23 protein-coding genes and 1 tRNA gene are annotated in these 25714 nt (G+C 66.1%); 6 read left to right on the top strand and 18 right to left on the bottom strand.

Features of this window, described 5'->3' with window-relative positions; all coding sequences use genetic code 11:
* The first annotated feature begins 253 nt into the window (after positions 1–253).
* On the top strand, positions 254–1264 hold the full coding sequence (locus LV28_RS30370; RefSeq protein WP_023594828.1) for a serine/threonine protein kinase: 1011 nt from the start codon (positions 254–256) through the stop codon (positions 1262–1264).
* Positions 1265–1360: 96 nt separating this feature from the next.
* Here the strand turns inward: LV28_RS30370 and LV28_RS30365 are convergent, their stop codons facing one another.
* Positions 1361–1819 (bottom strand): metal-dependent hydrolase, encoded by a 459-nt coding sequence (locus LV28_RS30365; protein WP_023594827.1) that lies wholly within the window; start codon positions 1817–1819, stop codon positions 1361–1363.
* Between the two features lie 279 nt (positions 1820–2098).
* Between LV28_RS30365 and LV28_RS30360 the strand changes: the two genes are divergently transcribed.
* The gene (locus LV28_RS30360; protein WP_038618398.1) at positions 2099–2842 is read left to right on the top strand and encodes a transporter; all 744 of its coding nucleotides are present in this window, start codon (positions 2099–2101) and stop codon (positions 2840–2842) included.
* A gap of 173 nt (positions 2843–3015) precedes the next feature.
* On the opposite strand, the gene LV28_RS30355 is transcribed toward LV28_RS30360, so the two are convergent.
* From LV28_RS30355 to LV28_RS30320, 8 genes are all read right to left on the bottom strand, one after another.
* Complete coding sequence (locus tag LV28_RS30355; RefSeq protein ID WP_023594825.1) at positions 3016–3903, bottom strand: sugar phosphate isomerase/epimerase family protein; 888 nt, start codon at positions 3901–3903, stop codon at positions 3016–3018.
* Complete coding sequence (locus tag LV28_RS30350) at positions 3900–5069, bottom strand: dihydrodipicolinate synthase family protein (protein ID WP_025250434.1); 1170 nt, start codon at positions 5067–5069, stop codon at positions 3900–3902. The genes LV28_RS30355 and LV28_RS30350 overlap by 4 nt, the downstream gene beginning before the upstream one ends.
* 3 nt (positions 5070–5072) lie before the next feature.
* Complete coding sequence (locus LV28_RS30345; RefSeq protein WP_023594823.1) at positions 5073–6236, bottom strand: Gfo/Idh/MocA family protein; 1164 nt, start codon at positions 6234–6236, stop codon at positions 5073–5075.
* 190 nt (positions 6237–6426) lie between these two features.
* Positions 6427–7890, bottom strand: a complete 1464-nt coding sequence (locus tag LV28_RS30340; RefSeq protein ID WP_038618403.1) for an enolase-like domain-containing protein — start codon at positions 7888–7890, stop codon at positions 6427–6429.
* 82 nt (positions 7891–7972) lie between these two features.
* A complete protein-coding gene (locus LV28_RS30335; protein WP_029754739.1) occupies positions 7973–8737 on the bottom strand; it encodes an ABC transporter ATP-binding protein in 765 nt (254 codons plus the stop codon).
* Positions 8738–8811: 74 nt separating this feature from the next.
* Positions 8812–9810, bottom strand: a complete 999-nt coding sequence (locus LV28_RS30330; protein ID WP_038618406.1) for an ABC transporter substrate-binding protein — start codon at positions 9808–9810, stop codon at positions 8812–8814.
* Positions 9811–10053: 243 nt separating this feature from the next.
* Positions 10054–10857, bottom strand: coding sequence for an ABC transporter permease (locus tag LV28_RS30325; RefSeq protein ID WP_023594819.1), 804 nt, complete (start codon positions 10855–10857; stop codon positions 10054–10056).
* 188 nt (positions 10858–11045) lie between these two features.
* A complete protein-coding gene (locus tag LV28_RS30320; RefSeq protein ID WP_023594818.1) occupies positions 11046–11690 on the bottom strand; it encodes a TetR/AcrR family transcriptional regulator in 645 nt (214 codons plus the stop codon).
* A gap of 198 nt (positions 11691–11888) precedes the next feature.
* Between LV28_RS30320 and LV28_RS30315 the strand changes: the two genes are divergently transcribed.
* Positions 11889–11965, top strand: a tRNA-Met gene (locus LV28_RS30315).
* A 124-nt stretch (positions 11966–12089) separates the two neighbouring features.
* Positions 12090–12902 (top strand): class I SAM-dependent methyltransferase, encoded by an 813-nt coding sequence (locus tag LV28_RS30310; RefSeq protein ID WP_023594817.1) that lies wholly within the window; start codon positions 12090–12092, stop codon positions 12900–12902.
* Positions 12903–13054: 152 nt separating this feature from the next.
* On the opposite strand, the gene LV28_RS30305 is transcribed toward LV28_RS30310, so the two are convergent.
* A complete protein-coding gene (locus tag LV28_RS30305) occupies positions 13055–14023 on the bottom strand; it encodes a bifunctional helix-turn-helix transcriptional regulator/GNAT family N-acetyltransferase (RefSeq protein ID WP_038618410.1) in 969 nt (322 codons plus the stop codon).
* Between the two features lie 99 nt (positions 14024–14122).
* Positions 14123–15463 (bottom strand): aminotransferase-like domain-containing protein, encoded by a 1341-nt coding sequence (locus LV28_RS30300; RefSeq protein WP_038618413.1) that lies wholly within the window; start codon positions 15461–15463, stop codon positions 14123–14125.
* A gap of 161 nt (positions 15464–15624) precedes the next feature.
* Here LV28_RS30300 and LV28_RS30295 point away from each other — a divergent pair, with 161 nt between their 5' ends.
* Positions 15625–16110, top strand: coding sequence for a PaaI family thioesterase (locus LV28_RS30295; protein ID WP_023594814.1), 486 nt, complete (start codon positions 15625–15627; stop codon positions 16108–16110).
* Positions 16111–16160: 50 nt separating this feature from the next.
* Here the strand turns inward: LV28_RS30295 and LV28_RS30290 are convergent, their stop codons facing one another.
* Positions 16161–16565: a hypothetical protein gene (locus tag LV28_RS30290; protein WP_023594813.1), complete on the bottom strand. Its 405-nt coding sequence runs from the start codon at positions 16563–16565 to the stop codon at positions 16161–16163.
* 425 nt (positions 16566–16990) lie between these two features.
* Between LV28_RS30290 and LV28_RS30285 the strand changes: the two genes are divergently transcribed.
* On the top strand, positions 16991–17248 hold the full coding sequence (locus tag LV28_RS30285) for a hypothetical protein (RefSeq protein ID WP_038618416.1): 258 nt from the start codon (positions 16991–16993) through the stop codon (positions 17246–17248).
* A 17-nt stretch (positions 17249–17265) separates the two neighbouring features.
* Here the strand turns inward: LV28_RS30285 and LV28_RS30280 are convergent, their stop codons facing one another.
* From LV28_RS30280 to nirB, 6 genes are all read right to left on the bottom strand, one after another.
* Positions 17266–18444: a CmpA/NrtA family ABC transporter substrate-binding protein gene (locus LV28_RS30280; protein ID WP_048806423.1), complete on the bottom strand. Its 1179-nt coding sequence runs from the start codon at positions 18442–18444 to the stop codon at positions 17266–17268.
* A gap of 9 nt (positions 18445–18453) precedes the next feature.
* Complete coding sequence (locus LV28_RS30275; protein ID WP_023594810.1) at positions 18454–19029, bottom strand: ANTAR domain-containing response regulator; 576 nt, start codon at positions 19027–19029, stop codon at positions 18454–18456.
* A 2-nt stretch (positions 19030–19031) separates the two neighbouring features.
* Positions 19032–19838 carry a uroporphyrinogen-III C-methyltransferase gene (cobA, locus tag LV28_RS30270; RefSeq protein WP_048806424.1) on the bottom strand — a complete coding sequence of 269 codons (807 nt, stop codon included), beginning with the start codon at positions 19836–19838 and terminating at the stop codon, positions 19032–19034.
* Between the two features lie 108 nt (positions 19839–19946).
* Complete coding sequence (locus tag LV28_RS30265; RefSeq protein WP_038618419.1) at positions 19947–22658, bottom strand: nitrate reductase; 2712 nt, start codon at positions 22656–22658, stop codon at positions 19947–19949.
* Positions 22659–22715: 57 nt separating this feature from the next.
* Positions 22716–23087 (bottom strand): nitrite reductase small subunit NirD, encoded by a 372-nt coding sequence (gene nirD, locus LV28_RS30260; RefSeq protein WP_023872018.1) that lies wholly within the window; start codon positions 23085–23087, stop codon positions 22716–22718.
* Positions 23088–23097: 10 nt separating this feature from the next.
* A complete protein-coding gene (gene nirB, locus LV28_RS30255; RefSeq protein ID WP_023594806.1) occupies positions 23098–25560 on the bottom strand; it encodes a nitrite reductase large subunit NirB in 2463 nt (820 codons plus the stop codon).
* Between the last annotated feature and the right edge of the window lie 154 nt (positions 25561–25714).

Genomic DNA, 25714 nt, shown 5'->3' with positions numbered 1-25714 from the left:
AAAACCACCAACCACCGGGCTTTCCAGCCCGTCGCCCCAACCGCTTCACCGCTTTCGCTGCGTCGCCGTCGTTGCGAGAGACGAGATATTAGTCACGTTCGCCCAACCGCGCAAGCCTTTTGTGAAACTATTTTTACGGGGCTGCAATTTCAGGTGCGCTCTGACGCAAACATCAGGGGCGGCCCACATATATATACACACGGGGCGCCCCAAAGCCCACGCCGCCGTCAACGCCTTTGGCACAATAGCGAACATGAACACCGAACTCCCGCACGCCGGCGACGGCCATGCCCATCCCTTCTCCGCCTTGCTGCCCGACACTGTCATTGCCGCCGTCGAGCAACTGGGAAGTTTCAGCGATGGGCGTCTGCTCGCGCTCAATAGTTACGAGAACCGCGTCTATCAGGTAGGGATGGAAGACGGCCCGCCGCTGATCGCCAAGTTCTATCGTCCGGAGCGCTGGACCGACGAGGCCATTCTGGAAGAGCATGCCTTCACCCAAACGCTCGCCGACAATGAAATTCCCGTGGTCGCGCCGCTCGTCATCGGGGGACGCACCTTGCATCGTTTCGATGGCTTTCGCTTCGCCCTCTTTCCGCGTCGCGGCGGACGCGCCCCCGAGTTGCAGGATCCGGACACGCTGAACTGGCTCGGACGCTTCCTCGGCCGCATCCACGCCGTGGGTGCCGTGCAGCCCTTCGCTCACCGCCTGACGCTGGACATCGTCAGCTACGGCCGCGCGCCGATCGATTACCTGTGGTCAAGCGACTTCATCCCACGCGACCTGCGGGACGCATGGCGCGCCATCGCCGACTTGGCGCTCGACGGCGTAGCCCGCGCCTACGAACGGGCGGGAGACGTGAAACTGCTGCGCGTGCATGGCGACTGCCACGGAGGCAATGTGTTATGGACGGACGCAGGCCCGCATTTTGTCGACTTCGACGACACATGCATGGCGCCCGCCATGCAGGACTTGTGGATGCTGCTCTCGGGCACCCGTGCGGAGATGACCGTCCAGCTTGACGAAGTGCTTTCCGGCTACGAGGACTTTGCGGAATTCAATCCCCGTGAACTCCACCTGACCGAAGCACTGCGAACGCTTCGCCTGTTGCACTACAGCGCCTGGTTGGCCCGCCGCTGGGACGACCCCGCGTTCCCCGCAGCTTTCCCGTGGTTCAACACACAACGCTACTGGCAGGATCGCATTCTGGAGTTGCGCGAGCAGGTCGCGCTGATGGACGAACCACCGCTCGTCTGGCGCTGAACGTCGGGCCGCGACTCCCCGACTCCCCCGACTCTCCGACGTCCCCCGACTCCCCCAGCCTATCCCCGCCGACCCAAAGGACGCCCCCTCCAGCGCTCACCACCAACGCCACATGGCGAATGCGAGAGCCGCGGCCACACATCCCTCGGCGGCGGAGCCCGTGGTCACATAGAGCGGCGAACGAAAGCGCGTTCGCAGCGGCCAGCAAAGCGGCACACCGGACGGGGTCAACCAGTCCGCGAGCAAATGCGACAGATATCCCGCACATAGCGCGAGCATCCAGGGGGGTATCCGTCCCCAGTGATACACGCATGCCGCCAGCATGAGCAGCGGCAGCAGCAGCGAATGCGTCATACCGCGGTGACCGAACACCCCGGAGATCGCGAACGAAACGGGCGCGATGCGCCGCCCCAGCAGGCTTTTTGGGTGATCGATATCGGGCAGCAGCGCACCGACGAGCGTCAACGGCCACGCGTGGACGCTGGCGGCCCACCCGGTGCGATGCATGAGCCACGTCGCGCCGATACCGAAAATGAGATGACTTCTGGATTGCATGAAGGACGGCCATCGACGCGAGGCCGGTCCGACCTGCGCGTCTGCACAAAAAAAGGGGGCGAAGTCTACCACCGCGCCCACCTGCCCGCTCCCGGCTCGCCTCGAGACAGATCACAGCGCCTGTGAAAGCGCAATGCCGCCGCGTGAAAATCCCACGATCGCCACACTCGCAGGGCGACGGGCGATATCTGGTTGACGTTGTCATGGACGGCCCGTACGATCCGCCCGACGGATTTCCCGGCGTTCGCATCGAGGCGGACGTCTGCGCAGGAGCTTTCGATGAAGAAGTATGTGATTCCGGCGGCGATCGTGACAATCGCCGCCCTCGCACCGCTCGCCGCCCAGGCCGCGAACCCGCTGGTCACGGACGACACCGGTACGCAGGACACCGGCAACTGGCAGCTCGAACTGAACAGCGAGTGGCTGACGCTGCCCACGGCCCGGCAACAACAGTGGACGAACACGCTTACTTACGGCGTGCTGCCCAATCTCGACCTAGCGCTCCAGGCACCTTACCAGCGAACCCGCCCTGACGGCGACGGCTGGACCAGCGGCTTGACCGATCTGACGTTGCAGGCGAAATGGCGCTTCATCGAGACGGCGCAATGGAGCCTCGGCCTGAAGCCCTTCGTCACGTTGCCCACGGCGAGCCAGGAGCGGAATCTGGGCAATGGCCGCGCGACGACCGGCGCGAACCTGCTGATGCAATACAACCTGGATCGCTGGACGTTCCTGGCCAATGCGGGCTACACGTGGAACAACAACAGCATCGGCAACCGTCGGAATCTGTGGAACGCGTCCACGGCCGTGCTCTTCAGCGTGACGGACGAGTTGCGGCTTGCCGCCGACATCGGCATTGCCACCAACACAGACACCTCCACGCAGACGAAGCCTGCCTACGCGCTGGTGGGCGCCATCTACAGCCCGACGAAAGACCTCGATCTGGACGTGGGCTACAAGCGCGGCCTGAACCCCACGTCGCTCGCGCACTCGGTGCAGGCGGGGGTCACCATACGCTGGTGAGCTGGTGAGCTGGTGAGCGGTCCAGCGTCGATCGGGGATGCCCGTATACCTGCACGCCCCGAAACCAGAGGCGCGGAAGCGATCAAGCAGGTAAGCAAATAGCCGAGCCGACAGGAAAGCCGCCGGCAAGCGGTTCCCGCATCGTGCGGTATCCGCTTGCCGTCGCGCTATCCTCAGCAACACGTCAGATGGCGCGCCCTGCAGGTCTCGAGCACCTCGTCGGGCGGGCGTTTCCACCAGTCATGCGACGAAAATATCTCGACCTCGTGCATACCGGCATACCCTTGCGCCTCCACCAGCGCGCGCGCGGCGGGAATATCGATCACTCCGTCGCCCATCATGCCCCGATCGAGCAACAGGTCGCACGTCGGCACGAGCCAGTCGCAGATGTGAAACGCGAGCAATCGCTTCTTCCCCGCACGCGCGATCTGCGCCGCGAGTTGCGGGTCCCACCACACGTGATAGAGATCGACGGCGATGCCCAGCCCGTCGTCGCCGAGTTCGTCGCAAAGATCGTTGGCGTGTGCCAGCGAATTCACGCAGGCACGATCGGCGGCATACATCGGGTGCAGCGGTTCGATGGCGAGCGGCATCCCCGCACCGCGCGAGTAATCGAGCAGCGCCGCGATACCGTCGCGCACCTGATCACGCGCGCCCGCGATGTCCTTCGATCCCGCGGGCAGGCCGCCCACGACCAGCACCAGACACTGCGCTCCCAGGCTCAACGCTTCGTCCACCGCTCGCCGGTTGTCGTCGCGCGCCGCCAGTCGCCCTGCGGCGTCCGCCGCGGGAAACATCCCTCCGCGGCAATAGCCGGTCACGGTCAGGTCGTGCGAGCGAATGCGGCGCGCCGTTTCGGCCAGTCCCAGCTCGGCCACCTGGTCGCGCCAGGGCGAAATCCCGCGAATGCCATGCCGGGCAATGCCGTCGATGATGGCGTCGAGCTTCCACTGCTGGCGCACCGTCGCGGTATTGATCGACAGCTTGTGCGCCGGCGGCGGCACATACGGCGCGACCGACGTCGCCGCCGTGAGCCCATTCCCTCGCGTCGCGTCGCTCATGCTTCCACCCCGTTCACGGCGAGCCACAACTTCATGCGATAGGTGGCCAGCGCAGGGTCTTCGATCAATTGCGCGGCGGTCGCCAGCCGGAACAGCTCGCAGTAGTGCCAGAGACTGCGCGCACTTTGCTGCCCGCCGATCATGGCGAAGTGATCCTGATGTCCATTGATCCAGGCCATGAACACCACCCCCGACTTGTAGAAACGCGTGGGTGCCGCGAAGATGTGGCGCGACAACGGCACGGTCGGCGCCAGAATGGCATCGAACGTTGCGCGGTCGCCCCGACCGAGTGCGTCGAGCGCGGCCGACGCTGCGGGCGCGATGGCATCGAAAATCCCGAGCAAGGCGTCCGAATGCCCCTGGGCATCGCCCGCGATCAGTTCCGCGTAGTTGAAATCGTCGCCCGTATACATACGTACCCCCTTGGGCAGACGGCGCCGCATCGCAATTTCCTTGTCCTTGTCGAGCAACGATATCTTGATGCCATCAACCTTTTCGGGCTGTGCCGCGATCGCTTGCAGACAGACGTCCATGGCCCGATCGGTATCTTCATGTCCCCAATAGCCCGCAAGTGCCGGATCGAACATTTCGCCGAGCCAGTGCAAAATCACCGGCTCGCGCACCTGACGCAGAATCCGCTCGTACACGCGCAGATAATCGTCCGGCCCTTTCGCGAGTGCCGCGAGCGCGCGGCTGGCCATCAGAATGATGCGGCCGCCCGCCGCCTCTACGGCCTCGACCTGCTCCTCGTAGGCGCGGATCACGTCATCGAGCGTGAGGCCCGGCGCCGGCGCCAGATGATCAGTGCCGGCGCCGCAGGCGATGCGCGCCCCCGGATGCCCCTTCGCCTGTGCCACGCTGCGCCGGATCAATTCGAGCGACGTCGGCCAGTCGAGCCCCATGCCGCGCTGCGCCGTGTCCATCGCCTCGGCCACACCGAGCCCCAACGAAAACAGGCGCTCCCGATAAGCCAGCGTCGCCTCCCAATCGAGCGCCGCCGTCAGCCACGGATCGGCGCTCGAGCGGGGGTCGGCGACCACGTGCGCGGCGGAGTAGGCGATGCGATTCATCCTCGGCGACGGGCTCGGCCGCCACGTGCGTTCCGTGCGCACGGTAAACGGCACGAGCTGCCCGTCGCGATCGACCAACTTGAGCGTGGGTGCCATGACTTACGCTCCTTCGCGACCGGTGAGTTCCGGCACGTCGAGCCAGCGGCGCTCCTTCCAGCTTTGCAGCCCCAGTTCGACGAGCTGCACGCCCTTCGCACCTTCGAGCAGGTTCCAACGGAACTCGCCCTCGCCAGCCACGTGGCGCAGGAAGAGTTCCCACTGCACCTTGAACGCATTGTCGTAGACCGTCGTGTCGGGCACCTTCACCCAGTCGTCGAAGAAATCGTGCGTCTGGCGCACGTCCGGATTCCACACCGGCTTGGGCGTATTCACGCGCGACTGGGTCCAGCAGTCGGTCAGTCCGGCGACCGCCGAGCCGTGCGTGCCGTCAACCTGGAACGTCACGAGGTCGTCTCGACGCACGCGCACGCACCATGAACTGTTCAGTTGCACGATCACGCCGTTCTCGAGCTCGAACGTGGCATAGGCCGCGTCGTCGGCGGTGGCGCGATACGGCTTGCCCTGCTCGTCCCAGCGCTGCGGGATGTGCGTGGCGCCCAGGCACGACACGCTCCGGACCTTGCCGAAGACGTTGTCCAGCACATAGCGCCAATGACAGAGCATATCGAGGATGATGCCGCCGCCGTCCTCGCTGCGATAATTCCACGACGGCCGCTGGGTCGGTTGCAGATCGCCCTCGAACACCCAGTAGCCGAACTCGCCGCGCACGGACAGCACCTGTCCGAAGAATCCCGCATCGTTGAGCAGTTGCAGCTTGCGCAGCCCCGGCAGCCAGAGCTTGTCCTGCACCACGCCATGCTTCACGCCGGCGGCCCGCGCCGCCCGGTAAAGATCCAGCGCTTCGGCGAGGTTGGTGGCGACCGGCTTCTCGCAGTAGATGTGCTTGCCCGCCTGCACGGCGCGCTTGAGCAGCGCGGGACGCGCCTGCGTCGTTGCCGCGTCGAAGAACACCGTGTCGTCGGGGTTGGCGAGCGCCTTGTCGAGGTCCACGCTCCAACGCTCGATACCGTACTGACGCGCGAGGGCCGCGATTCTCTCGGCGTTGCGGCCGACCAGAATCGGGTCCGGCAACAGCCGGTCGCCATTGGCGAGCGTCACGCCGCCCTGTTTGCGAATCTCCACGATGGAGCGGATCAGATGCTGATTCATGCCCATGCGCCCGGTCACGCCGTGCATGATGATGCCGATTCTAAGCGTTGCCATTGCGTAATCTCCTGTGACTTCCCTTGTAGCGATGCCCTATCGATTCGTCGTCGATGCCACCTGATTCGGAATGATTCGAAATCCTCCGGGGCCGGTCATCGAAACCGCCGGTCGGAATACCCTGCCAAATATTTCGTATAACTAATTGTTATGAAAGCGTCGCACCGCTTGCCCGCGACGCCATCATGGTTCAGTGCGGCGGCATCTCCCGCAGTGCGCGCCAGTCAGGCATGGCGCGCGAAGCAAATCCCTCGCCGTGCAAATCCGCGAGCGAGATGTCCCCCTGCGTGACGCGCAGGCGCAGGGCAGCGGCCCGGGCATCCCAGGCATACAGCGTCGGGTGCGCCTGCGCGAAGGCACGCTGTTCCGCCGCGTCTGCCCCCGGCATGCCCGCCACATAGTGATGCCCGTTACGTTCGACGTGCGTCACCCCGATCAGCGCGGCCAGTGCCAGGTCCTGCTGCACGGCCAGCCCGGCCTGGCAGGTCAGGTCTTCGGCCGTCATGAAGTAGCGGCGCACACCCGCCTGCGCATTCCACTGTTCGCAGCGCGCGCGATTGACGATGGACTTGTACAGCCCCTTGCAACTCTTGCTCGACACCGCGCGATAGCCGAGATCGCGAGCGACGGCGAACGCATCGAGCGTGTCGTCCGACTCGTCGATCATCATCGGCACGGCGCTGGCGAGCGGGCCTAACGGGTGCCGCAACGCCACACCGCGCGCGAGCGGTTGCTCCACGTAACGCACTCGGCGTGCAAGATCGGCCGATCGTGGGTCGATTTGCAACGCCTGCCAGAACGCGAGGAATGTCGCGGCGTCGCTGTACTGTTCGTTGCCGTCGAGCGTGACCCGGTAGTCCGGGCATTGCCGGGCGAGCAACGCGGCGATCGCGCCCAGACGTTCCCGGTCCTGCCCGGCGTCGCCGCCGAGCTTGAGCTTGAACTCGCGCGGACGGTAAGCGCGCACCACGGCTTCGAGCGTGGCTGGCAGGCCGTCGACGGGAAGCGTCTCGGCAACATCGCTGCCATCGCCAGCGCCCTTCGCGGCGTATACGTCGTCGGTCAGCCGGTCCGCCATGCCGACCGTGTGGCGCAGCGCGAGCGTGCGCGCGGGCCGAAGATCCGCGAGCATGGCATCGAAGTCGAAGCCATCCAGGTCGGGAACCAGCGGGCTGGCTCGCAGGCCCGGCACGTTGCGCCGCATGGCCTCGAAGAACGACACGCCCAGCGCCCGACAGACCCCGTCGAGCACCGCCTTGTCGATCTGTGCGAGGCCGAACGACGCTACCAGCGGATTCACCTCACGCGCCGCCGCTTCGCGAAGTTGCGCGGGATACTGCCGCTCGAAGCGTCCGAACGGTGTCGCCGGCGCGTTGTCGGCCAGCGCCAGGCGACGCGCGAGCCGCAACGAATCGCGCAGTTGCTCGATGTTCTGCGACTCCGACAGCGCAGGCGACTTATCGAACCACTTCGGCACCATGAGTTCGGCGGCCGCGCCGACGGCCTCGCGCCCGTCGGCCAGACGCACGCCGACGCGCACGAACGCCTGCGTCGCGTGGCGCAGGGTGAGCACGCCGAAGCGAAACGGCAGCCGCAGCGCGACATCGCGCTCGAACAGATCGCAAAACGTTAGGGTGAGCGTTACCGCTGACATACGTCAGTCCCAAAAAAGATCACGGGTTGAATCCGGGGTCGCCCGAGGGCGACCGAAGCGAAGCGGGCGCCGCCCGCCGACATCACTCGTCGAGATTTCCTTGCGCGTAGAAATGCGAGCGGATCGTGCGCGTGAGTCGGGCAAATTCCGGATCGCCCATGACGTCGAGCCCACGCGGACGCGGCAGGTTCACGTCATAGATCGCCGCGATGCTGCCCGGGCGCTCCGACATCACCACCACGCGATCCGACAGAAACACCGCTTCCGGAATACTGTGCGTGATGAGCAGCACCGTCTTGCCGGTCGACAGCCAGATGCGCTGCAATTCCAGGTTCATCTTTTCGCGCGTCATGGCGTCGAGCGCGCCGAACGGCTCGTCCATGAGCAGGATCTGCGGGTCGTGCACGAGTGCGCGGCAAATCGCGGCGCGTTGCTGCATGCCACCCGACAGTTGCCATGGCAGCTTGTGCGCGAAGTCCGTGAGTCCCGCCATCTCGATGAGCGCCTTGGCACGGGGCAGATACTTCGCGCGATCGAGCTTGCGCACCTCGATCTGCAACATGATGTTCGACAGGACGTCGCGCCAGGCCAGCAGCACCGCACTCTGGAAGACCATGCCGATGTCGTCCGGCGGCCCGTCCACGGCCTTGCCGTTGACGACGAGCCGTCCCTCGGTGGCGGGCAGCAGCCCGGCGGCGATCTTCAGCAGCGTGCTCTTGCCGCAGCCGCTCGGGCCGACGATCGACACGAACTCGCCGGGCGCCACGTCGAGCGAGACCGGATTGAGCGAGCGCACGGCGCCCTCCTTGGTCTCGTACGTCTTGGCGATGCCATCGAAGCGAATCATCGGCGCCGGCACCTGCACCGGCGCGACGTCCGGCGACGCCGGCCAATCCGTCACCACGCGTTCCACTGGGCGGTTCATTTCGGCAGGAACTCCAGCGAGTAGTAGTCTTCGGGCTTGCCCGCCGTGGCCGCGTCCACGCCGCCATAACGGACCATCAGATCGAGCGTGGCGGCCATGTCCCTGGGATCGAAGCGCAGCGGCGGCAGGTTCTGCGTGCTGGCCGTATGCAGCAGCGGGATCGTGGCGTTCCAGCTCTTGGCGAGCGTCTCCGGCTTGCCCGCCTTCGGATTGATCTTGAGCATGGCGTTCACGGCGTCCTGCGGCGACTGCGTGGCGGCCTGCACCGACCTGGTCGCGGCACGCAGGAACCGGCGCAGCAGATCGGGGTTCGACTTGAGCATGTCCTTGCGCGCGATGATGCCGCCATTGAGCGGGTTGACGCCCGAGTCAGCGAAGAGCAAGGCGCGCACGGGCTTGCCGGTAATCTCCTCGATGATCGGCTTCTGGTCGTTCACGTTGCCGAGCAGCAGATCGGCACGGCCGTTGACCACGGCATTGCGCTTGGTCGTGGCGTCGCCCGACACTGGCTTGTAATCGTCGTCGCTCAGATGGTTCGCCTTCAGGTAGACAGGCCAGAGCTGCGAGAGCGAATCGCCGGGCGTCATGGCCACCGTGCGGCCCTTGATGTCGGCCGGCTTCACGATGTTCTTCTCGGCGAAGCCCATGACCGAGGCCGGGCTCTTTTGCAGCATCACACCCACGGTCACGACCGGTGCGCCCTTGGCGGCCGCCTTGATCATCGTGCTCACGTCGGCATAGCCGAGCGTGGTCGACCCGGCTGCGACCGCCTGCACCGTGACGGCGGACCCGCGCCCTTCCTGGATATCTAGATCGATGTTCTCCGCGGCGAAGTATCCGCGCTCGACGCCGAGATAGAACGGTGCGTGCTCACCGTACGTGTACCAGTTGAGCATCAGCGTGACCTTGTCGCGGGCCTGGGCCGCCGACGCCATGCCCAGGGCCAGCGCGGCGCCGGCCGCAAACGTCGCCATCGCGCGAACGACGCGAGCCATTCCGGGCGGCCGGGCCAGGCGGACCGCCTTCGGTCTTTCACCCGATACCGACGATAGCGTAGACACCCGCCGCGACACGTCCGCGCGCCGCGCTTCCATTCGAATCATGCCAGTCTCCTAATGTCGTTCTTCTAACGGGGGATGCGATGAGCCGTGTGTCGCGTCGACGGTGTCGCCGGGGCCACCCGCCCGGACCGTGCGACGGGATAGCCTTCGCGCCACGGCGCAATTCGGTGAAGCGAATCAGGTACTGACGTAGTAGTCGTCGCGATGCGAGGCGTGCCAGGGAATCATCAGGCGCTCAACCACGTCGACGAGCACGAAAAGCACCACGCCGACGAGCGAGAGCAGGATGAGTGCCGCGAACATCAGCGGCAGGTCGAAGTTGCCGTTGGCAACCTGCAGCACGTAGCCGATGCCAGAGTTGGCCCCGACGAATTCACCGACCACGGCACCCACGACCGCCAGCGTCACGGAGACCTTCAGGCCGCTGAAGATGCTCGGCATGGCGAACGGCAGGCTGATCTTGAGAAAGGTCTGCAAGCGGCTTGCCTTCATCGAGCGCACCAGGTCGATCATGTCGCGGTCGACCGACTTGAAACCCATCACCGTCGAGACGACGACCGGGAAGAAGCCGAGCAGGAAGGCGGTCACGATCTTGGGCACGATGCCGAACCCGAACCACACGACGAGCAGCGGCGCGATGGCGATCTTCGGGATTGATTGAGAAAACACGAGCAACGGATAGACGTAGCTCTCCACGAGCCGCGAGTACGCGATGAGCATGGCCAGGGGCACGCCGATCAGCGCGGACAGCACGAAACCGCCGACCGTGGCATAAGTGGTGATCAGCGTGTCCTGCCAGAGCTTCGGGAAATCGGTGACCAGTTGCCGGATGACGACGAGCGGATCGGGCACGAGATACGGCTTGATGTGAAAGAGCTGAATGGCCAGCTCCCAGCCGATGACGATGATGGCGATCAGGGCAATGGGCCTGAACGCCCGAGACTCGAATACCTTACGAACCAGCGGTGTCGCTTGCGCCATGAGTTGTCTCCATCCTTGGCGAGGTACACGCCAGTCGTGCCCGGGCCCCTGGCCCGAACATCGCCGGCGTGCGGTCTATGCACGGTGTTTCGCTTGCACGGCTTTCGCCTTCCCTTCTTTTTGTTACCAACTGGTTAATTATCTTAGGCAGGCGACATGGGGCTGTCAACGGGGAAAAATGCGAAAAGTCAGCTGATCAGTAGATACCCCAAGACCATGTCGATCATGTGCTGGAGGCGCTCGAGTCGTGCCTTCGGGGTCGAGAGATCGCGCCCGAAGACGGTGCACAGCGTGGCGTTGTTCGAGAGATAGAAGTAGCCGAGCGCGGCGATGGAGATATAGAGCTGGAGCGGATCGACGCCGCCGCGAAAGAGCTTCTCGCGATGCCCGCGCGTGAGGATTTCGCCGAGCGTATCGATGAGCGGCGAGTTTAGCGAGCGGATGTCGGTCGACCGGCGCAAATGCTGGGCGTGGTAAAGGTTTTCGCTGTTGAGCAGCGAGAGAAACTCGGGGTGTGCGAGGTAATACTCCCAGGTAAACGTGACGAGCGCGCGTATGGCGTCGATGGGGGGCAGGTCGAGCAGGCGCAGCTCGGCTTCCGCGTCACGAATGCCGCGATACGTGTCCTCCATCACGGCGAGAAAGAGCTCGTCCTTGTTCTTGAAGTAGTAATACAGCATGCGCTTGTTGGAGCCCGCGCGCTCGGCGATGGCTTCCACGCGAGCACCTTCGTAGCCGCGCAGCGAGAATTCATCGCGCGCCGCGGCGAGAATCTGGGCACGCGTGCGATCGCGGTTACGGGTGACGCGCGTTGCCTGGGGATCGGTCGTCATGGAGAGGCTTAATTAACTGGTTGGTAACACAAATACTAAACGAGGGGCTCCGGCAAGGGAAGCGGACACGCACAACAGGCACGCACGGGACGCTGCGAAAATGCACGCGTTACGCATGAATTTTGCGCACGCCATAAAGTTAATGTCATAAATGCTTGACACAATGCGCGGAATACTCGTATTATCTCTCTTCTCAGACGCGGGGTGGAGCAGTCTGGCAGCTCGTCGGGCTCATAACCCGAAGGTCACAGGTTCAAATCCTGTCCCCGCAACCAAATTGGAAAGCCCGTCGATCGCAAGGTCGACGGGCTTTCGTCATTCTGCGCGACCGGTTCGTCGTGCACCGGCCTAGAATCCATATCAGAAACGTCGGTGGCATATCCACTCCGGGAGCGCATCATGACCGATCGCGACAACGTCTTTGCCGGCTCGCTTCCCGAGTGCTACGACACACTGATGGTGCCGTTGATCTTTGACGCCTACGCGGCCGACATGGCGGCACGGGTTGCCGAGTCATCGCCGGGCAGCGTGCTGGAGACCGCCGCGGGCACCGGTGCGCTCACGCGAGCGCTCGCCCCGAAACTGGGTGCCGACGCGCATTACGTCGTGACCGATCTGAACGCGCCGATGCTCGAATTCGCCGCGGCCCGTCAACGGGGTGATGCGCGCCTCGAGTGGAAGCAGGCCGATGCGCTTGCCCTGCCGTTCGACGACGAGGCGTTCGACGTCGTGGTTTGCCAGTTCGGCGCCATGTTCTTTCCCGACGCGGTGCGGGGATACGCCGAGGCACGGCGCACGCTCCGGCCAGGCGGCCGCTTTCTGTTCAGCGTCTGGGATCGAATCGAAGAGAACGCATTCGCCCACGAGGTGACGCAGGCCGTGGCGGAAATCTTTCCCGAGGACCCGCCCCGCTTCCTCGCCCGCACCCCGCACGGGCATTTCGACGTCGAGCGCATCCGGCAGGCGCTGCATCTGGCCGGATTCTCGACAGTCGACGTCGAGACACGCGCGAAGACCAGCGTGGCGGCGTCGGCGCACGAGGTCGCGGCGGCGTACTGTTTCGGTACCCGTCTTCGCGACGAGATAGACGCGCGAGACCCCAGCCGATTTTCCGCCGCGCTCGCGCGCGCCACAGCCGTCATCGCCGAGCGTCACGGCGACGGGCGCATCGAAGGCAAGATACAGGCGCACTTCATCGTCGCAACACCCTGACACCGCAGCTTCGCGGGCCCCGCGCCGACAGGCCGATCTCCATAACTCACGCACGCGCAGTGGCATCGACACGCAAATCATGGTGGGCATCGTGTCGACCCGCGTGGCGCTGAAATAAATCGCGTCACACGCGCACCGCATTGCCACGCCAATCACGCCTTGGCACGGATGAACTTCTGTTCGACGACCCTGCTGCCCCACTGCTCGCCCTCGGCCTCGCTTGCGAGCCGGAAGCCGAATGATTCATAAAGATGGCGCGCGGCGTCGAGCCCCTTGAACGTCCAGAGGCAAGTCTCGTGAAACTGCGCATCGACAAAGGCCATCGCCTGAGTCAACAAATGCCGCCCGACACCCGTGCCTCGCAGCGAATCGTCGACGATGAACCAGCGCAAGTGAGCCTTGCCCGTCCCGGGTTCGCCGTCGATGGCGAGCGACGCGAGCGTGCGCCCGTTCTCGACGTGGAGCCAGAGCCGCTTGCCGTCCGCGGGCAGATTGCCGGCAAACTCGGCAAGCTCCGTCGCTACCCGCTTCTCGAAGAATGCACCGAAGCCCCAGTGTTCGGCGTAGAAACGCCCGTGCAGACTGGCGATGTCGCCGATACATCCCGGCCGATAGCCTTCGACGATCTGCCCGGTCGGCGCCGGCGGCGCCGAACCCTTTGCCCGGTTATCCTGCGCCAGGGCGTCCGCGTATAGCGCGAGCGAGCGAGCCAGGGTTTCCTGGTCAGCGGGCACGATACGCCGCAGCGCGCTCGAGACCTGATCCGTTGCATACCGATCGATCTTTCGCCGAAGCCTTTGCCCGGCCTCGGTGAGCTGAAGCTGCGAGGTTCGCGCGTCGCCGCTCGCCGTGGTACGGCGCACGAGGCCGGCAGCTTCGAGCTTGGCGACCTGACGGCTCGTATTCGATTTGTCCAGACGCAGCAGATTGCCGAGGTCTTTGGCACTGATCCCCGGCGCCGCGCCGATCTCGATGATCGCGTGCACCGCCGACGGCGCGAGATCACTGTCGGCCAGTGTCGTGCGCATGAAACCGAGTTCGCGAACCAGCCGACGCGAAAAGTCCCGCAGCGCCAGGATTTCCGCTTCGCGCGGTTGGCCAGGCAAGTCGATGATATCCATGGTGGAGCCTCCCGAAGCCCATCAGTTGCGATACGCAACCAATATAGTTGCGACTCGCAACTTATGCAAGGCATGCGTTGAGACGGGCATTGCCGACGCTCAGATGGGCAGTCGCTCGATCACGTCGCGCACTTGCGCGAGCACACCTTCGACCTGCGAGAAAGGCATCGAGCTCAGCCCGAGCCGCAGCGCGTGCGGTGCATGACGGGTGGTGGCATACGCTTGCGCCTTCGAGACGGCGACACCGCGCGCGGCAAGCGCGCTGGCCACCCGGTCCATTCGCAAGCCCTCGGGCAGCGGCAACCACAGAAACATCGATGCGGGATGGGCGACCAGGTCCATCCCGCGCAGCACCCGGCGCGCCACGGCCTGCCGGCGACGCGCGTCTTCGCGCTGGCGCGCTTCCTGCCGCACCACCTCGCCGCTGACCAGCCAGCGCGTCGCAATCGCCGTGACCACGCTCGACTGGCTCCAGAAACTCGCTCGCACCACCCGTTTGACGTCGGCTGCCTTGTGCTGTGGCGCCACGACGTAGCCGAATCGCAGCCCCGTCGCCACGCTCTTCGAGACGCTGCCCACGTACCACGTTCGCTCAGGCGCCAGCGAGAAGATGGACGGCGCCGCATCGTCGACGAGATATGCATAGGTCGCGTCCTCGATGATCGCGCATTCATGTCGTCGCGCGATCTCCACCAGCCGGCGTCGCTGCGCCGGATTCAGCACCCAGCCAAGCGGGTTGTGCATCGTCGGCATTGCATAGATGGCCCGAACCGCACCACGTCGACATTGCGACTCGAGCGCGTCTAAGTCGGGGCCATCGGCGACAAGCGCCACAGGCTTGAGCGTCACGCCCGCCACGGCGGCGGCCATCTTGAAGCCGGGATAGGTGAGCGCGTCTACCGCCACAGCGTCGTTCGGCCGGAGCGTGCTGCGAATGGCGACGTCGAGTCCCTGTTGCGCGCCACCGACCAGGAATATCTGGCCCGCGTCGGCGACCACGCCGCGCTGCTCCTGCAGATAGCGGGCGACGATCTCTCGCTCGTGGAGGCGTCCGCCTGGTGGCTGCTGGTGCATCAGCGCGCTCAAATCTCCCGAGGTGGCAAGCTCTCGCAACGTGGCGCGCAGCAGCTCGGCCTGCTCCGGCCAGCATGGATGATTGAACGACAGGTCGACGGCGTTCGAGCTGAGCCGCGCTTCGTCATCGCCGTCCCATTCGCGCTGCGGCGGACGATCGCGCACGAAGGTGCCGCGACCGACTTCGCCGATCACCAGCCCGAGGCCCTGCAGCTTGGCGTAGACCTTGGTTGCCGAGGCGATCGCGATACCGTACTGCGCGGCGAGCTTGCGATGCGTGGGTAGCGCCGTGCCCGGCGGGAGCACGCCGATGCGAATGTCGTGCGCGAGCCGCTCGACGATCGCCGGTAGCCGCGATGACGACATACGTGAGCCACTCGACGAGAGCGGCGCGGGCGCAGCGGAAGAAGCAGGCGAAGCGGCGGAAAGCGCGGAGGTATTGGCCACGATTGCACCTAGGACAATTTCTTGATTGTCCGATTCTAGGCGACGACACTGGGCGCAGCAAACGCCACCCGAGGTCTCTCATGTCCGACTCCGCCCCACCGCTCCCGGTACTGACCTACCTTCAACGCCAGTTGGCAGGCACGCTTCGCGACGGCGAGCGCACGCACATGCGTTATCCGACGCCCATCTCCGAACTCCTGCAATTCCAGATCGTGGAGGTCGGCGAAGCGAGCGCCGTCATCGCGTTGCAGGCGCGCGCGGAACGCCACGGGAACCAGCAAGGCACCGTACATGGCGGACTGCTTTGCGAGCTGGCCGACGCGGCCATCGGCACGGCGCACTCGACATTGATGGCCGAAGGCGAGTCGTTCACCAGCATCGATCTGAAGGCGACGTTCCTGCGTCCTGTCTGGAACGCCCGGTTGCTCGCGCATGCGTATGCCACGCATCGGGGGCGGACCGTGTCGCACTACCAGTGCGACATCCGGCGAGAGGACGGCAAGGCGGTCGCGCGCATCGACAGTGCGGTCATGACCTTGCGAGGCGAGCACGCCAGGGGAAGATGAACGCGTGACGCGCGCGATGGGCTTTCCGCCACGCCGCGAAACGCCTGCGGTCAGATGCCGAAAAGGTCGTGGGCGTCCAGAATGGCGTATGCAATGCTCGGATGCGACTTCAGGCACCGGCGAACGGCGGCGGGAATCGCCGCCCGGGTCTTGCGGCACAGGCCCGGGTGATCGTCCAGATGGATGTCGAACCCGCTGACAGTCTTGACTTCGTTGTCTCCCGGCGCGATGTGCAGCCGCACGCCCAGTTGCGCGTGAATGCGCTCGACGATGCGCTTGAGCTCATCGTAAGTCTCGATGGCCTCGATCCGCGCGATGAGCCGCTTCTCCTCGGCCTGTGTGAGCATGAGAATGCGACGATCCCCTTGCGGGTCTTGCAGAAGGCCGTCGCGCTCGCAGGTGCAGGCACCGGGCGGGCACTCCGTACGAATGAGGATCTGAATCTCCGCGGCCATGACAGGGACAGCGCTGGGGTGAAAGAAACGGGGGGCAAGACGCCCATTATCCGACACATGGGCGCGCCAAACGCAGCCCATGCGGGCAGTATCGCCTGTGCGACGCCCGCCCATCCATTAGGGATTTCAACCCCGGCGGGGGCACTTCGGTTCCGGGCGAGTGTCGGGACGGCTTCGCGAGCGACGCTGCGGCCTTGAGCAGCCGGCTTGGCGTGATTCTCCGCACTTTGCGCAACAGAGGCTTTCGTTTTCCCGCGTTTATCGAGACGCCCCCCGTCCCTACACTGAGACCCATGCAGCGAGACGGGGGGAGACGCCCGCCAAAACGACGAAACCGGCGCACGCGCGTGCGCCGGTTTGCGTTCCGAACCCCAACCGTCTCCGGAAGTCGCGTCGTCGACGCGCGCTCACCACATCCGACGGTCATGAAAAAGAAGATTGCGCTAGCGGCGTTTCTCGCGGTGCCCGGGTCGTTCGCGATCCTGGCGCTTGCTTGCCTGCACCCTGTCCTGCGGCGCTCGCTCGCCCGCGCGGCGGGTCTCGAACCGGTGCTGGCGAATGTGTCGCGCCAGGTCGTGCTGCTTGCGCTCGTGTACCACCTGAACCTGCACCACCGTCATCACGAACGCGCGCTGCGTGCCTGCCAGGCGCACACCGGCGACTGCAACGTCGTGGCGCAGTAATGCCGCGCTCAGGGTCGTCATCGCGCCCGAATCCCGAACCCTTCCACATAGGCGCGCAAGTCCGACGCGGCGGCCGCATCCCACACCCGGCCGTCGCAAAGCCGCTCGCTTGAAGGCATCGACACGACCGGCACGCCTTCGGCAAGTGCCGCCGCCTCGTACAGCGCCGTCTGACTGACGGCGGACGCGGTCTGCGCGGCGTGCGTCAGAGCCTCGTCTCCGACCATTCCCCAGCGCCGGTACTGCGCCACGAACCACATCCCGTCCGACGGGTGCGGGAAATTGACCGCCCCCTTGTCGAAAAAGCTCACGGGCAACAGCGCATGACGTCCCGGCAAGCGCCCGAAGTCCCCGAGCAAACGTGCGGCGATCAGGTCACGCGGTGCGCCCACCCAGACCGGTTCGGCGAGCCAGCCCGCCGCTTCCGCACGGTGACCGGGCATGTCCAGCCAGCGGCAGGCGCTGAGCAGCGTGCGCACCAGCGCCTGCGCCGTGCCGGGGTAGCGCGTAACGAAATCGCGCCGACACGCCAGCACCTTCTCCGGATGGTTCGGCCAGATATCGCTCGACACGGCGACGGTGCGTCCCAGGCCGCGGGCCTGCGCGACCGCGTGCCACGGCTCGCCACAGCAAAAGCCGTCCAGGCCGCCCTCCTCCATCGCCGCGACCATGTGGGCGGGCGGAATCACCAGGCGCGACACCTCGGCGAGCGGATCGATGCCTTGCGCCGCGAACCAATAATTGAGGAACATCGCGTGCGTGCCCGTCGGAAACGTCTGCGCGAAAACAGGCTTGCGCCCCAGCGAAGCAAGCGCCGCGCGCAAGTCGCCGGTGCCGGCCATCGCTTCGGCAAGCGACGGCGTTACCGTCACGGCCTGCCCATTGCGATTGAGCACCATCAGCACCGCCATGTCCTCGCGCAGGCCCCCGATACCCAGTTGCACGCCGTACACAAGGCCGTAGAGGGAATGCGCCGCATCCAGCTCGCCGGTGATGAGCTTGTCGCGCACGGCCGCCCACGACGACTCGCGACTCAACTCCAGCGTCAGTCCGTGTTCATGTCCCAGTTCGAGACGCTTCGCCACGACCAGCGGCGCGGCATCGGAGAGCGCGACGAAACCCACGCGCAAATGACGCTTCTCCGGCACACCGTCGGGTACCTTCGCGGCGCTGGCCAACCATGATGACGTCGACATGAGCAGTGTCTATCCCAGTAATTCGGCAATCGAAACGAGTTGGCGCGCCACCTCGACGAGCTTCTCGCCCTGATCCATCGCCCGTTTGCGCAGAATGGCGTACGCCTCCTGCTCGGAAATCCTGCGCCGGTCCATGAGCAGACGCTTGGCGCGGTCGATCAGCTTGCGGTCGGCCAGTTCGCTCTCGGCCTTGGCCAGCCGTGCGCGCAGCTTCTCCTCATGGGCGAAGCGCGCGAGCGCGACTTCAAGAATCGGCGCCAGGCGCTCGGCGGCCAGTCCTTCGACCGAATACGCCGTCACCCCGGCATCGACCGCCGCGCGAATGAGCGACTGATTGCCGTCGGCCGCGAACATCAACACCGGGCGCGGCGCTTCGGCATTCATCACGGCCAGTTGCTCCAGCGTGTCGCGAGACGGCGACTCGGTATCGATGATGACCACGTCCGGACGCTCGCTCTCGACCACGCGCGGCAACGCCTGCGGCTTGGCGACTTCGGCCAGCATCTCGCAGCCGAGCCGCGCGAGCGCCGCGCGCAATTCGCCGATCGGCTTGTCGGTATCGGTAACGAGCAACACACGCAGCATGGTTACGCCGCCACGGCCAGATCGGCAACCGGCGCCGCACTGTGCACGGTATGCGCCCGGTCGGCCGGGTCGGCGCGCGGCGCGTCATCGGTCATCACGACCGCCTCGCTCACCGCGCCGCCCACGAGCAAGATGGCCGGACTGCCGAATCCCGAGGCGCGCACGTTGGCCGCGAGCCGCCCCAGCGACGTGACGAGCCGCCGCTCCCGCGGCGTGCCCGCCCATTGCACCGCAGCCGCGGGCGTCGTCGGTGCGAGGTGTTCCATCAACGTGCCGGTCAGCGCCTCGATCCGCGTCACGCCCATGTAGATCGCCAGCGTCGTGCCGGTGGCCGCCAGCGCGGCCCAGTTCGGGGCGCTGCCGTCCTGCCGGTGCGCGGTGACGAACGTCACGCCCGCGCAGTGATCGCGGTGCGTGAGCGACATCCCCAGCCCCGCCGCGGCGGCGAAGGCCGACGATACGCCGTTGACGATCTCCACCGGCACGCCCGCATGCCGCAATGCCGCCATTTCCTCGCCCGCACGTCCGAACATCAACGCGTCTCCGCCCTTGACGCGCACCACATGCGCGCCGCGACGAGCCATGCGGCACATGAGCCGTTCGATGAACGCCTGCGGTGTCGAGCGGCAACCGCCGCGCTTGCCCACCGCAATCACCCGCGCCCGCGGCGCGAGCGTGGCGATCTCCGGATTGGCCAGATCGTCGACGAGCAGCACATCGGCCTCCCCGAGCACGCGTGCCGCGCGCAGCGTGAGCAGATCCAGCGCGCCAGGTCCGGCGCTCACCAAGGTCACCTTGCCGTGCTTCATGATCGTTCTCCCTCAATACTTCCATGGTCTGTCTGTCGCCCGACGTCACCGCGGGGGTCGCCGGCGTGACGACGGGCGTGAATCGCGCCACCGGACACGCGGGCCGGCTCATGCCGCGTTCGTCGACATCGACGTTGCCCGGCCGCGCGCGGCGCACATGCGCTGCAACTCCGGCACGCACGAGCCGCATACGGTGCCGCAGCCGAGTGTCGCCTTGAGCTGGGCCACGTCCGCCCCCGCCACGATCGCGGCGTCGATCCGCGACGCGCTCACCGCCTGACATTGGCACACGGTGCGATCCCTCGGTGCGGCCGGTCCGCTGTCCGCCACAAAAACGGCATGACGCGCCCGCGGCCACGGCTCGCTGTCGCCAACCCTTGCGAGCAACGACGTCGACGCCGTCACATCCGCTTCCGTGCCCGCGACCAGCACGCCATCGATCCACGTGTCGCGCCAGGCCACGCGCTTGGTCATCGCGCGACGCACGTCGCGGTATTCCAGCAACGACGCGTCGCGCGGCAACGCGAGCGCCGTGTGCAACTGTTCGAGCCAATCGGCGTCGGGCTGCTCGTCGGCGGCGACAACGACGATCCGGTCGTCGCCCTCAAGACGCACCGTAGCAAACCGTCGCGCGGCCAGCAACGGCTGCACCGCCGCGTGAAGTTCCAGCGCGTCGCCACGGCGCACCGCCGCCACGCGCCACGGCAGCGCCAGCGGATCGACGCGCACGGCGGCGTGCTTGAGTTCCGGCTGCTTCGAATAGTTGTCGACGCTGCCGAGCGTCGTGTCGTTCACGCCCCCGCCGCCGAGGAACTGGGCGCTCCAGTGCATCGGTACGAACACGGTACCCGAGCTCACGTCATCGCTCACGGCCAGTACCAGCACCCGCTCGCCGCGCCGACTCGCCAGCCGCACGTGATCGCCCGCGCGCAGGCCGCGACGCGACGCGTCGGCAGGATGCATCGTGAGCGTGGGCTCCGGCGCATGCTCGAACAGCGCACCGGCGCGCCCGGTCCGGCTCATGCCGTGCCACTGATCGCGCAGGCGCCCGGTGATGAGCCGCAGCGGGTAGCGGGCATTGATCGGCTCGGCCACCGGCCGATAGTCGAACGCGTGAAACCGCGCCCGCCCGTCGGCGGTGGCAAACACGCCGTCCTCATAGCGCCGCGCGGCGCCGCGCTCGGCGCCTGCCGGAAACGGCCACTGCTGCGGCCCCTGCCGTTCGAGCCGCGCGTAGTCCAGCCCCCCGATGTCGAGATCGCGCCCCACGGTGAGTGCGCGATGCTCGTCGAAGATTTCCTGCGTCGACGCGAACGTGAACGGTTCGGCACTCACGCCGAGTGCCGGCGCGAGGCGACGGGCGACTTCGCTGGCGATCCACCAGTCCGCCCGCGCCGAGCCGGGCGCCGGCACGGCGGCGCGAACGCGCGAGATGCGGCGCTCCGAATTCGTGACCGTGCCGGCCTTCTCGCCCCAGGTGCTGGCGGGTAACAGCACGTCGGCATAAGGCACGGTGTCGGTCTGATGAAAGGCTTCCTGCACCACGACGAACTCCGCCGCCGCGAGCGCCTCGCGCACGCGCGCGCTGTCGGGCATCGAATGCACTGGATTCGTACAGGCGATCCAGATTGCCTTGATGCGCCCGTCGCGTACCGCGTCGAACATCTCGACGGCCGGCAGCCCCGGTGTCTCCGACAACCCCTGTACGCCCCAAAGCCGTTCCAGTTCGGCACGATGCGCCGGATTGCCGATCTCGCGATGCGCGGCGAGCATCGTGGCCAGACCGCCGACCTCGCGCCCGCCCATGGCATTGGGCTGGCCGGTGAGCGAAAACGGCCCGGCGCCCGCGCGTCCGATCTGCCCCGTCGCCAGGTGCAGATGAATGAGCGCGAGGTTCTTCTCGGTGCCGTGACTCGACTGATTCAGCCCCATGCAATAAAGCGAGAGCGCCGCCGGGCTCTCGCCGAACCAGTCCGCCGCCTGCCGTAGCGTGGCTTCCTCGATGCCGCAGATGTCGGCCGCCAGTTGCGGCGGATAGGCGCGCAGCACCTGCTTGAGCGCCTCGAATCCCTCGGTATGCGCGTCGACGAACGCGCGATCCACCCGTCCCTCCCAGATGAGGTGATGCAGCATGCCGTGAAACAGCGCCACGTCGGTGCCCGGCACGATGGGCAGGTGCAGATCGGCCATCGACGCGGTGTCGGTGCGGCGCGGGTCCACCACGATCCAGCGAATCGACGGGTCGGCCGCCTTGGCCGCCTCCAGGCGGCGAAACAGCACCGGATGCGCATGCGCCATGTTGCTGCCCGCGAAAAGCACGGTCCGCGCAGCTTCCAGATCGTCGTAGCACGTTGGCGGGCCGTCGGCGCCGAACGCCATCTTGTAGGCACTCACCGCGCTCGACATGCACAGGCGCGAGTTCGTATCGATGTTGTTGGTACGCACCAGCCCCTTGGCCAGTTTGTTGAAGACGTAGTAATCCTCGGTGAGCAACTGGCCCGAGACATAGAACGCCACGGCGTGCGGACCGTGACGACGAATGACGTCGGCGAAGCGCGACGCCACGGTCGCCAGCGCATCGTCCCACGAGGTGGGCGCGCGAGCGGCGTCGCGCGTCGCGCGCAACGCCGGGGTGAGCACGCGCCCGGCGAGCGAACTGGCGGTGAGCGGCAAGGTCATGCCCTTGCTGCACAGTCGTCCGTGATTGGCCGGATGCGAGGGGTCGCCCCGCACCCCGACGATGCGCTCACCATCGCTCTCGACGAGCATGCCGCAACCGACGCCGCAATAGCAGCAGGTGGTTTGCGTGAGGGTTGTCATGAGGACTCCGGAATTCGTGCGACGAGCGCGCGGGCAGCGCGAACAGGGACAGCGGCTTCAGACGACGGCGGCAAGCGCCGTCGCGTCGGCGGCCCCGCCGGCCTGCGCGTCGAGCGACACATACACTTCGCCCGCCTCGACGCGCACGGCAAAGCGCTGTGCGCAGCCCACGTCCGGGGCGCAGGCTTCTCCGGTGGCCAGATCGATGTTCCAGGCATGCAACGGGCACGTCACCTTCTCGCCGTGCACGATGCCCAGCGAGAGCGCCCCGCCCTTGTGCGGACAACGGTCGCGCAGCGCGAACACCTTGTCGCTCTCGGTGCGAAACAGGGCAATATCGCCGCTCTCGTGCGAGAGCACCCGCGTACCGAGGCGCGGAATCGCGCCCATGTCGCACACATGCAGCCAGATCGTTCGGGATTGCGTCATGGAAGTCTCCTCAGACCGTCGCCGGTTCGGTTTCCGATCGCGCGCCCTGCGCCGCGAGCGGTCGATATTCGTTGGCCTGCGCACCGTCGATGCGGGCCTTCCACGGATCGGGCAGACCGTCGAGCGCGAACAGCAAGCGCTCGTAGAGTGCACGACGGTTGGCTGCGTCGTTCACCACGCGTTGCTTCACGTAGTCGAGTCCCACGCGCGCGAGGTAGTGCACGGTGCGGTCGAGGTAATAGGCCTCCTCGCGGTAAAGCTGGAGGAACGCTCCGGTGTACTCCTTGACCTCCTCGGCCGTCTTCACCTTGACGAGGAATTGCGCGACTTCGGTCTTGATGCCGCCGTTGCCGCCCACGTAGAGTTCCCATCCCGAATCGACGGCAATCACGCCCACATCCTTGATGCCCGCCTCGGCGCAGTTGCGCGGACAGCCCGATACCGCCAGCTTGACCTTGTGGGGCGACCACATGTTCGCGAGCATCGTCTCCAGGTCGATCCCCATCTGCGTGCTGTTCTGCGTGCCGAAGCGGCAGAACTCGCTGCCCACGCAGGTCTTCACCGTGCGGATGGACTTGCCGTAGGCGTGCCCCGACGGCATGCCGAGATCGCGCCAGACATTGACGAGGTCTTCCTTCTTCACGCCGAGCAGATCGATGCGCTGGCCGCCGGTGACCTTGACCATCGGAATCCGGTACTTGTCCGCCACGTCGGCAATGCGACGCAGCTCGCCGGGGTTCGTCACGCCGCCCTTCATCTGCGGCACGACCGAGAACGTGTTGTCCTTCTGGATATTGGCGTGCACGCGCTCGTTCACGAAACGGCTTTGCGGATCGTCGACGGCTTCCTTCGGCCACGTGCTCAACATGTAATAGTTCAGTGCCGGGCGGCACGTGGCGCAGCCGTTCGGCGTGCGCCATTCGAGAAAGTCGAACGCGGCGCGGTGCGTGGTGAGCCGGTGCTCGCGCACGGCGCGGCGCACGTCGGCATGCGAGAGGTCCGTGCAGCCGCACACGGCCTTCTCCTTGGGCGCCGCGTCGTAGGTCGACCCCAGCGTGCTCATCAGGATCTGCTCGCACAGCCCGGCGCACGAACCGCACGAACTGGCCGCCTTGGTGTGCTTCTTCACTTCGTCGAGCGTGAAGAGCCCCTTCTCGGTGATGGCCTTCACGATGGTGCCCTTGCACACGCCATTGCAGCCGCAGACCTCGTCGGTGTCCGCCATGGCCGACGCGCGGTTCTGTCCCTGCGTACCGACGTCGCCCACGCTCGATTCGCCGAACATGATGCGCTCGCGCAACTCGCCCAGCGCGCGGCCCTCACGCAGCAGCTTGAAGTACCAGGCGCCGTCGGCGGTGTCGCCATACAGGCACGCGCCCACCAGCTTGTCGTCGCGGATCACGAGTTTTTTGTACACGCCGCTCGCCGGGTCCGACAGCACGATCTCCTCCGTGCCTTCGCCGCCCAGGAAGTCGCCCGCCGAGAACAGATCGATGCCGGTGACCTTGAGCTTGGTCGACATCACCGAGCCGCGATAGCTGCCGATGCCCATGAGCGCGAGGTGATTCGCGCACACCTTGGCCTGTTCGAACAACGGCGCGACGAGACCGTACGCCACGCCTCGGTGACTCACGCATTCGCCCACGGCATAGATGCGCGGATCGTAGGTTTGCAGCGTGTCGGACACGACAATGCCGCGCGAGCAGTGCAGCCCGGCGGCTTCGGCCAGCGAGGTATTCGGTCGGATGCCGGCGGCCATCACCACGAGATCGGCCGGGATTTCGTCGCCGCTCGCGAACTGCACGGCACGCACGTGGCCGTTGTCGTCGCCGAGAATGGCCGACGTCTGGTGCGAAAGCCGGAAAGCGAGGCCGCGGGCTTCGAGCGATTGCTGCAACAGTTTGCCCGCCGTGCTGTCGAGCTGGCGCTCGAGCAGTGTGTCGGCCAGATGCACGACCGTCACGTCCATGCCGCGCAGCTTCAGGCCGTTGGCCGCCTCGAGTCCGAGCAGGCCGCCGCCGATCACGACCGCATGGCGCTTCATGCGCGCCGTCTCGATCATGATCTCCGTGTCGCGGATATCGCGATAGCTGATCACGCCCGCCAGATCCTTGCCCGGCACCGGCAGGATGAACGGACTGGAGCCGGTCGCGATCAGCAGTCGGTCGTACGGGGCTTCGGTACCGTCCGCGCAGCGCACCACGCGCCGCGGGCGGTCGATCTGCGTGACCTCCTTGCCCAGATGCAGCGTAATGCCCTTTTGCGCATACCAGTCGAGCGGATTGAGCACGATGTCGGCAAACGACTGCTCGCCCGCAAGCACGGGCGAGAGCAGGATGCGGTTGTAGTTCGGATGTGGCTCGGCACCGAACACGGTGATGTCGTACTGGTTCGGCGCGATCTCGAGCAGCTCCTCGAGCGTGCGAATGCCGGCCATGCCGTTGCCGATGACGACCAGACGAGGCTTGCCCATGCTGTCTTCTCCTGTTGCTGCGCTTGCAGCGCCCGAAAAACAAAACGGCGTCCGACCGTGCCGCAGCACGGAGGGACGCCGTTGTCCTGTGGGTGCGTCGCAAGCTGACACGCCTGACGTCGCACCGGAATTCGTTGCCTGCGACGCCTTTGCC

This window comes from Pandoraea pnomenusa (assembly GCF_000767615.3).
GTDB classification, from domain to species: Bacteria; Pseudomonadota; Gammaproteobacteria; order Burkholderiales; family Burkholderiaceae; genus Pandoraea; species Pandoraea pnomenusa.
The sequence above is the reverse complement of the archived record's forward strand: the minus strand, read 5'-3'. Positions and strand labels throughout refer to the sequence as shown.

Excerpts from the sequence above, each read along its gene's own strand:
- LV28_RS30330 (WP_038618406.1), bottom strand. The coding sequence starts at position 9,810 with ATGGCTCGCGTCGTTCGCGCGATGGCGACGTTTGCGGCCGGCGCCGCG.
- LV28_RS30365 (WP_023594827.1), bottom strand. The coding sequence starts at position 1,819 with ATGCAATCCAGAAGTCATCTCATTTTCGGTATCGGCGCGACGTGGCTC.
- LV28_RS30325 (WP_023594819.1), bottom strand. The coding sequence starts at position 10,857 with ATGGCGCAAGCGACACCGCTGGTTCGTAAGGTATTCGAGTCTCGGGCG.
- LV28_RS30310 (WP_023594817.1), top strand. The coding sequence starts at position 12,090 with ATGACCGATCGCGACAACGTCTTTGCCGGCTCGCTTCCCGAGTGCTAC.
- LV28_RS30295 (WP_023594814.1), top strand. The coding sequence starts at position 15,625 with ATGTCCGACTCCGCCCCACCGCTCCCGGTACTGACCTACCTTCAACGC.
- LV28_RS30350 (WP_025250434.1), bottom strand. The coding sequence starts at position 5,069 with ATGGCACCCACGCTCAAGTTGGTCGATCGCGACGGGCAGCTCGTGCCG.
- cobA (WP_048806424.1), bottom strand. The coding sequence starts at position 19,838 with ATGAAGCACGGCAAGGTGACCTTGGTGAGCGCCGGACCTGGCGCGCTG.
- LV28_RS30290 (WP_023594813.1), bottom strand. The coding sequence starts at position 16,565 with ATGGCCGCGGAGATTCAGATCCTCATTCGTACGGAGTGCCCGCCCGGT.
- LV28_RS30305 (WP_038618410.1), bottom strand. The coding sequence starts at position 14,023 with ATGGATATCATCGACTTGCCTGGCCAACCGCGCGAAGCGGAAATCCTG.
- nirD (WP_023872018.1), bottom strand. The coding sequence starts at position 23,087 with ATGACGCAATCCCGAACGATCTGGCTGCATGTGTGCGACATGGGCGCG.
- LV28_RS30345 (WP_023594823.1), bottom strand. The coding sequence starts at position 6,236 with ATGGCAACGCTTAGAATCGGCATCATCATGCACGGCGTGACCGGGCGC.
- LV28_RS30335 (WP_029754739.1), bottom strand. The coding sequence starts at position 8,737 with ATGATTCGCTTCGATGGCATCGCCAAGACGTACGAGACCAAGGAGGGC.
- LV28_RS30275 (WP_023594810.1), bottom strand. The coding sequence starts at position 19,029 with ATGCTGCGTGTGTTGCTCGTTACCGATACCGACAAGCCGATCGGCGAA.
- LV28_RS30280 (WP_048806423.1), bottom strand. The coding sequence starts at position 18,444 with ATGTCGACGTCATCATGGTTGGCCAGCGCCGCGAAGGTACCCGACGGT.
- LV28_RS30285 (WP_038618416.1), top strand. The coding sequence starts at position 16,991 with ATGAAAAAGAAGATTGCGCTAGCGGCGTTTCTCGCGGTGCCCGGGTCG.
- LV28_RS30265 (WP_038618419.1), bottom strand. The coding sequence starts at position 22,658 with ATGACAACCCTCACGCAAACCACCTGCTGCTATTGCGGCGTCGGTTGC.
- LV28_RS30355 (WP_023594825.1), bottom strand. The coding sequence starts at position 3,903 with ATGAGCGACGCGACGCGAGGGAATGGGCTCACGGCGGCGACGTCGGTC.
- LV28_RS30340 (WP_038618403.1), bottom strand. The coding sequence starts at position 7,890 with ATGTCAGCGGTAACGCTCACCCTAACGTTTTGCGATCTGTTCGAGCGC.
- LV28_RS30320 (WP_023594818.1), bottom strand. The coding sequence starts at position 11,690 with ATGACGACCGATCCCCAGGCAACGCGCGTCACCCGTAACCGCGATCGC.
- nirB (WP_023594806.1), bottom strand. The coding sequence starts at position 25,560 with ATGGGCAAGCCTCGTCTGGTCGTCATCGGCAACGGCATGGCCGGCATT.
- LV28_RS30370 (WP_023594828.1), top strand. The coding sequence starts at position 254 with ATGAACACCGAACTCCCGCACGCCGGCGACGGCCATGCCCATCCCTTC.
- LV28_RS30300 (WP_038618413.1), bottom strand. The coding sequence starts at position 15,463 with ATGTCGTCATCGCGGCTACCGGCGATCGTCGAGCGGCTCGCGCACGAC.
- LV28_RS30360 (WP_038618398.1), top strand. The coding sequence starts at position 2,099 with ATGAAGAAGTATGTGATTCCGGCGGCGATCGTGACAATCGCCGCCCTC.